This is a genomic window from Lysobacter enzymogenes (assembly GCF_900106525.1).
Lineage (GTDB): Bacteria > Pseudomonadota > Gammaproteobacteria > Xanthomonadales > Xanthomonadaceae > Lysobacter > Lysobacter enzymogenes.
Genome location: NZ_FNOG01000007.1, coordinates 140,037 through 146,148, shown reverse-complemented (window position 1 = coordinate 146,148; position 6,112 = coordinate 140,037). Strand labels below are relative to the sequence as shown.

7 protein-coding genes are annotated in these 6,112 nt (G+C 70.5%); 6 read left to right on the top strand and 1 reads right to left on the bottom strand.

Annotated elements, in window-relative coordinates; genetic code table 11:
• Window positions 1–719 precede the first annotated feature (719 nt).
• The 6 genes from BLU84_RS17950 (at window position 720) to BLU84_RS17925 (ending at window position 5,328) form a co-directional block, all read left to right on the top strand.
• The gene (locus BLU84_RS17950; protein WP_074870557.1) at window positions 720–1,712 is read left to right on the top strand and encodes a lytic polysaccharide monooxygenase; all 993 of its coding nucleotides are present in this window, start codon (window positions 720–722) and stop codon (window positions 1,710–1,712) included.
• A gap of 85 nt (window positions 1,713–1,797) precedes the next feature.
• Window positions 1,798–2,364 (top strand): L-threonylcarbamoyladenylate synthase type 1 TsaC, encoded by a 567-nt coding sequence (gene tsaC, locus BLU84_RS17945; RefSeq protein ID WP_074870554.1) that lies wholly within the window; start codon window positions 1,798–1,800, stop codon window positions 2,362–2,364.
• Window positions 2,365–2,588: 224 nt separating this feature from the next.
• Complete coding sequence (locus BLU84_RS17940; RefSeq protein ID WP_074870552.1) at window positions 2,589–3,023, top strand: EamA family transporter; 435 nt, start codon at window positions 2,589–2,591, stop codon at window positions 3,021–3,023.
• A 63-nt stretch (window positions 3,024–3,086) separates the two neighbouring features.
• Entirely contained in the window at window positions 3,087–3,905 is an 819-nt protein-coding gene (locus BLU84_RS27265; RefSeq protein ID WP_074870550.1) for a DUF4124 domain-containing protein, read from the top strand.
• Window positions 3,905–4,576, top strand: a complete 672-nt coding sequence (locus tag BLU84_RS17930) for a DUF4124 domain-containing protein (RefSeq protein WP_074870548.1) — start codon at window positions 3,905–3,907, stop codon at window positions 4,574–4,576. The genes BLU84_RS27265 and BLU84_RS17930 overlap by 1 nt, the downstream gene beginning before the upstream one ends.
• 116 nt (window positions 4,577–4,692) lie before the next feature.
• Entirely contained in the window at window positions 4,693–5,328 is a 636-nt protein-coding gene (locus BLU84_RS17925; RefSeq protein WP_074870546.1) for a hypothetical protein, read from the top strand.
• Here the strand turns inward: BLU84_RS17925 and BLU84_RS17920 are convergent.
• Window positions 5,316–6,092: an SDR family oxidoreductase gene (locus tag BLU84_RS17920; protein ID WP_074870544.1), complete on the bottom strand. Its 777-nt coding sequence runs from the start codon at window positions 6,090–6,092 to the stop codon at window positions 5,316–5,318. The two genes, BLU84_RS17925 and BLU84_RS17920, sit on opposite strands and share 13 nt — an antisense overlap.
• Window positions 6,093–6,112: the final 20 nt, after the last annotated feature.

The following is a 6,112-nucleotide window of genomic DNA, read 5'->3' as shown; positions in this document are numbered from 1 at the left end:
GGAAAGCGCCTTTCTTTGGTTACTTTCTTTGGCAAGACAAAGAAAGTGACCCGGCCGCTTGCGGACGGAAGCTGTTGATCTTGGCTGGTCTTCACTCGTTGCTACGAGACAAGCGCAAGCAACATCAAAATGGGTTCCGGCTTTCGCCGGAATGACGGGCGGGGAAGCTTCGGGTCTTCGGACGAGTTCGGCGGAGCTGCGGAGCTGCGGTTGGTCGCGACTTGCGTCGCTCCTACAGGGTCTCCGGCGAGTTTCGTATCTCCCTGTAGGAGCGACGCAAGTCGCGACCGCGAAAGCGCAGCCATTGCGGAGGTTTCGTCGTAGTTGCGGTGTCGCGTTCGCGGCTCGCGCCGCTCCTACAGTCGGATACGAACCCGGCCGCAACCCCTGTAGGAACGGCGCAAGCCGCATCGAACCCCGCCACCCCAAAACCGAAAATCCGGCCACGCCAGCGACACAACGTCGCACCCACCGCCCCCATCCGTGACGCACCCCGCGTTTCCCACATCGCACCCACCACCGCACCCCAGCGCATGTCCCCCCAGGCGACCGCCCGCACAGAATCGCCCGCCCCCGCCCACTAGGATCGGCCGCACAAATACCGGGACGCCGCCGCGCGGCCGTACCCGTTTCGAGACGCGACCGCAGTCGCGCTAGGCCGTTCGCCATCGCGAAGCTGTTGGGGGGCCCGTCACCATTGCCCATCGACAGGTACCGCCATGACCCGCATCCAGCGTTGCACCCTGCTGTCCGCCGCCGTCGCCCTGTGCGCGGCCGCCCTGCCCGCGTCCACCGCCTTCGCCCACGGCTCGTTCGTCAACCCGCAGAGCCGCATCTACAAGTGCTATCTGGGCAACAAGGAAAATCCCTCCGATCCGGCCTGCCGCGCCGCCTGGGCCGTGGCCGGCTCGCAGCTGTTCTACGACTGGAACGGCATCAACCAGGCCAACGCCAACAGCAACCACCGCGCAGTGGTGCCCGACGGCAAGCTGTGCAGCGGCAACAACCCGACCTTCCGCGGCCTGGACATCGTGCGCAGCGATTGGCAGACCACCAACGTGCGCTCGGGCAGCAGCTACACCTTCACCTTCTACGCCACCGCGCCGCACGCGACCAAGGACTGGACGTTCTACGTAACCCCGCAAGGCTGGAACCCGAACTCGTCCCTGCGCTGGGGCGACCTGCAGCAGTTCTGCAAGACCGGGCCGATCCCGCTGTCGGCCGGCAACAACTACCACATCACCTGCACCCTGCCCGCGCGCAGCGGCCGCCACGTGATCTACAACACCTGGCAGCGCTCGGATTCGACCGAAGCGTTCTACACCTGCATGGACGTCAACTTCACCACCTCGCTCGCCGACGCGCGCTCGCCGTGGCGCGAGGCCGGCCCGCTCAACGTGGTCAACGACTATCCGGCCGGCACCGCGGTGACCTTGCGCGTGTTCAACGCCGACGGCAGCGACGCGGAGAAGATCGAGACCGTGCTGCGCACCGGCGAGACTTCCACGGCGCAGTGGCCGCAGCGCGTCGCCGAACAGGTCAACGCGCGCGCCAAGTTCGCCCGCATCGGCCAGCAGCGCGGCGGCCAGGTGCAGGCGCAGGCCGGCACCGACAATCGCGTCTATCTCAGCGGCAATCGCTCCTACGCCTTCGACGTGCGCCTGCCGGCATCGGCGCAGCCCGCGGTCGATCACGCCCATCACGGCCACTGACGGCGGCCGCGCGAACCGTCGCGGCGGTACCCTGCGCGCCGCCGCGACGCATGCGACACTGTTTTTTTCGTCGCAGGATCCACGCATGTCCGCCCCGTCCTTGAGCCTGGAACAGTCCGCCGCGGCGCTCGCCCGCGGCGGCGTGCTGGTGTATCCGACCGAAGCGGTGTGGGGCATCGGCTGCGATCCGTTCGATCAGGCCGCGGTGTTGCGGCTGCTGGCGATCAAGCAACGGCCGGTGGACAAGGGCGTGATCCTGATCGCCGCCTCGCTCGATCAGCTCGATGCATTGGTCGATTGGGCGGCGCTGCCGCCCGAGCGCGCGCAGGCGGTGCGCGCGAGCTGGCCGGGCCCGCATACCTGGGCGCTGCCGGCGACCGCGTTGGTCCCGGCGTGGATCAGCGGCGCGCACCGCAGCGTCGCGCTGCGGGTCAGCGCGCATCCGCAGGCCAGCGCGCTGTGCCGCGCCCACGGCGGGCCGCTGGTGTCGACCAGCGCCAACCTCGCCGGCCAGCCGCCGGCGTTCCGGCGCGAGGAGTTGGACCGCGCGTTGCTGGCGTTGGCCGACGGCGTGTGCGAGGGCGAGACCGGCGGGCTGGCCGCGCCGACGCCGATCCGGGTGGCGTCGACTGGGGAAGTGTTGCGCGGGTGAGCGCGGGGTGCGCGTTGCGGCGCGCTGAAGGCTCTGGACCCCCGCGCTCGCGGGGATGACGGGTTGGGGGATTCGCGCAGATCGAGCACTGCCGATGCGCTTGGCGTTCGCGCAGATCGAGCGCCCATGATCGCGTCGCCGCGACAGGCGGCCACGACGCGGCTCCGACACCGCCGTTACCCGTGCGGCGTTAGGCTCGGGCCAACTCGATACGGAGCCTCGCCATGAGTTCTCTGCCCGCCTGGTCGGTCTGGGCCCTGCTCTCGGCGGTGTTCGCCGCGCTGACCGCGGTGTTGGCCAAGGTCGGCGTCGCCGGCATCTCGGCCGACTATGCGACGCTGGTGCGCACCGTGGTGATCCTGGCGGTGCTGGCCCTGCTGGTGCCGCTGAGCGGGCAATGGGTGGATCCGCGCAGCCTGCCGGCGCGCTCGCTGCTGTTCCTGGCGCTGTCGGGGCTGGCCACCGGCGCCTCGTGGCTGTGCTACTACCGCGCCCTGCAGCTCGGCGAGGTCGCCCAGGTGGCGCCGGTGGACAAGCTCAGCGTGGTGCTGGCGGCGCTGTTCGCGGTGGCCTTCCTCGGCGAGCGGCCGTCGCTGCGCGAATGGCTGGGGCTGGGGCTGGTCGGCGCCGGGGTCGTGGTGCTGGTCTGGCGGCGCTGAACCGCCGCCGGACGGCGCCCGCCGCGGCTTCTCCCCGACGCGCCGGTGGCGCAAGATGCGCACATGCGCTCCGCCTCGATCCGCCACCGCCGCTGTATCGTCGCTGCCGCCGCGGCCGCGTTGGCCGCGACCGCGCTCGCCGCAACCGCCGCCGATGCGCCGGCCAAGCCCGCTGGCGAAGTGCTGATCTACCGCTGCACCGACGATCAAGGCCGGCTGAGCCTGCGCGACACGCCCTGCGCCGCCGGCCAGCGCCAGCAGACCGTGAGCATGATGCGTCCGGTCGATCCGCCGCCGCGTCCGGCCGAAGCCGCGCCGGCGACGCCGAACGCGACGCCCGCGCGCAACGCCGCACCGCAGTACCTGGTGGTGCGCACCGCGCAGCCGATGTACGACTGCGTGCGCCCCGACGGCAGCCGCTACGTCAGCGACAACGGCGACGGCAATCCGCGCATGATGCCGCTGGTCGATCTGGGCTACGGCGTTCCCTATTACGAAGGCACCTCGCTCGGCCGCCGCATCGGCGCGCCGACGCCGCGGCCGGGCGATCCGGATTCGCGCATCGAGCCGCGCGTGCGCGTGGCCGATTCGTCCACCCGCATCGCCGTCGGCGGCCGCCACGGCCATGTGTCGTACTCCAGCAACAGCGGCTACGTCATTCCCGGCGGCTACAATTACGGCTACGGGGTCTATTACGGCAGCCAGCTGGTGCGCGACGAATGCCATCCGCTGCCGCAACAGGAAGTGTGTTCGCGGCTGCGCGACCAGCGCTGGGCCGGCGACCGCCGCTACAACAGCGCGCTGCAGAGCGAGCGCACGAAGATCACCGAGGAACAGCGCGTCATCGACGCGCGCCTGAACGCCGATTGCGGAGCTTACTGATGCGCGTGTGGGGGTTGTGGGTGTTGTTGCTGGCCGCGTCCGGCGCGCAGGCTCAAGGCAAGGTGGTGATCTATCGCTGCACCGACGCGATCGGCCAGCTCACCGTGCAGAACAACACGCCGTGCCCGAAGGGCAGCACCCAGGAAAAACGCATCATCGAGGACGCGCCGGTGTCGTCGGCGCCGCCGACGGTGATCACCGGGCCCGGCCAATATTCCAATCCCGCGCCGCCGATGCACCCGCCGGTGTCCTCGCAGCTGCCGCAGGTGGCGCGCCCGCCGCAAACGCTGCCGCCGCAATCCGCGCAGGCCGCGCCGCTGCCCAAGGCGACCATCGCCGACGCCGACCGGCTGCCGCCGCCGGCGCTGTTCGAATGCCGCACCTACGACAACGGCCGTTACCTCAACGACGACGGCAAGCCGCCGCAGCGCTGCGCGCCGCTGCAGACCACCGGCCTGGGCAACGTCGGCAGCGGCGCCGGCGTGGCCTGCCAGATGGTCGACGACCAATGCCAGCGCATCCCCGACGAGCGCCTGTGCGAGAGCTGGAAACAGCGCCTGCGCGAAGCCGAATCGGCGCTGCGCTTCGGCCGCGCCGACAACCGCGACGCCTCGGCCGCCGAGTACGCGCGGATCCAGCGCATCGTGGTGGAGAGCACCTGCGGCAAGTGAGCTGTGGCGGGTAAGTCGTGGTGGATGAGCCGTTCCCGACGCGGCCGCCGAGTGAGCGTTGAACCGGAGCGCGATGCGGTTCCGGACCCCAGGCCCATCGCCGCAGGACGCCGTCCATGACCGCCCGCCCTAACGACACCGGCAGCCGGCGCAGCAAAGACCGTCCGCGCCGCCCCGTCCTGATCGAACTGACCGGCGCGGTCCTCGCGCTGTGCGGCAGCGCCTTGGCCGTGCACCTGTGGTCCTGGCCAGGCCCGTTCCTACCGGCGCCGTCGCTGGGCTGGGTGGGCACGCTGGCGGTGGCGTGCAGCGTGGCCGCGGCGGCGATGGTCTTCGTGTTGCTGCAACGGCGCCAGCGCCGCTACCCGCCGAGCGAGGAACCGCACTACCGCGCGCTCGGCTTCAACCAGTTGCTGGCCTTGCTGGCGGGGCTGACGCTGTGGATGGCGTCGAACCTGCCGCTGCAGCTGCTGCACCGCTGGAGCGATCCGCCGCGCGCGACCTGGGTCGAATCGGTGCGCATGGAAAGCCTCGGCGGCGACGGCGAATGCAAACGCCGCGCCTGGATCCGCAGCGGTTCGGACCTCAATGGCGCGCGCCTGTGCATCGACTTCAATCCCGAGCTCTACACTCGCTTGGCGAGCAAGGGCGAGGTCGAAATCACCGGCACCCGCTCGCGCTACGGCACGGCGGTGGAGCACTACGGCCCGGTGCCGGACACGGCGCCCGCCAATACGGCTCAGAACCCGTAACGCAAGAACCCGCCGTCCACCGCGATGCATTCGCCGGTGATGTAGCCCGCCGCCGGCAGGCACAGGAACGCGACCGCGGCGGCCACTTCCTCCGGCTCGCCGATGCGGCCGGCCGGGGTGCGCAGCAGCACTTCGTCGAGATAGTCCGGATCGGCCAGCTTATCGGAGGTGCGGCGGGTGCGGATGTACCACGGCGCCACCGCGTTGACCCGGATGCCGTCCTCGGCCCATTCCACCGCCAGGTTGCGGGTCATCTGGTGCATCGCCGCCTTGCTCATGCCGTAGGGCGAACCGGTGCGCACAGCGGTGTTGCCCGAGACGCTGCCGACGTTGACGATGCTCGAGGCGGCGTGGCGGGTCAGCAGCGCATGCGCGTAGCGCGAGAGTTCGAACGCGGAGAACAGGTTGATCTCGAACACCTGCCGCCATTCGTCCTCGGTGTAGTCGTTGGTCGGCTTGCTGAGGTTGCCGCCGGCGTTGTTGACCAGGATGTGCAGGCCTTCGCCGAAGTCCTCGACCCAGTCCAGCAGTTCGCGGCGCTGCTCGTCGTCGGCGACGTCGGCGACGAAGCCTTGCACTTCGCGCTCGGGAAAGTCCTCGACCAGTTCGGCGCGCGCCGACTCCAGCGCGGCCGCGTCGCGCGCGGCCAGCAGCACGTCGGCGCCGAAGCCCAGCAGCTCGCGCGCGATCGCCCGGCCGATGCCGGCGCTGCCGCCGGTGACCAGCGCGAGCTGTCCGTCCAATCGCCAACGCTTGGGGTCCATGGGTGCCTCCGTTACGGTCG